Source organism: Kitasatospora phosalacinea, from assembly GCF_000716545.1.
Taxonomy (GTDB): domain Bacteria; phylum Actinomycetota; class Actinomycetes; order Streptomycetales; family Streptomycetaceae; genus Kitasatospora; species Kitasatospora phosalacinea.
This window is the reverse complement of the sequence record NZ_JNWZ01000181.1, coordinates 1-417: the sequence shown is the minus strand read 5'-3', so window position 1 is coordinate 417 and position 417 is coordinate 1. Positions and strand designations below refer to the sequence as shown.

At 66.2% G+C, this 417-nt stretch carries 1 pseudogene; it reads left to right on the top strand.

The annotated features are described in order from the left end of the window. Positions 1-216 precede the first annotated feature (216 nt). Positions 217-417 (top strand): annotated as a pseudogene (locus OO48_RS39450) (hypothetical protein); the annotation flags it as partial.

Here is a 417-nt window from a genome sequence, read left to right as displayed (position 1 = left end):
CGGTGCGTTCTGGTCGGGCATGCCGCCGAGCCTACAGGAAACGACACGTTCCGTATTGACAGTATCCGGCGCCCGGAGCACACTCACCATCAGAAACGGTACGTGTCGTTTCTCAGTGAAGCTTCTGCCTTCCACCACTCCGCAAGGAGTTCACCGTGTCGAACCAGAGCCGCACTGCCCTACGCCACCCGCCCCGACCTCGTGAGGAACAGCACCATGACCAACCCGACGAACCAGGCCCTCACACCCGAGGAGTTCAGGGAGGACCGCCCCGTGCACGACCGCCCCGTGCACGACCGCCCCGCCCTGAGCCGTGCGCTCCAGGAGATCGTCGACTCCGGGCTCACCGGCATCCAGTTGCGCGTCAACGACCACCGCGGCGAATGGGTCGGCAGCGCCGGGACCAGTGTGCTGGGG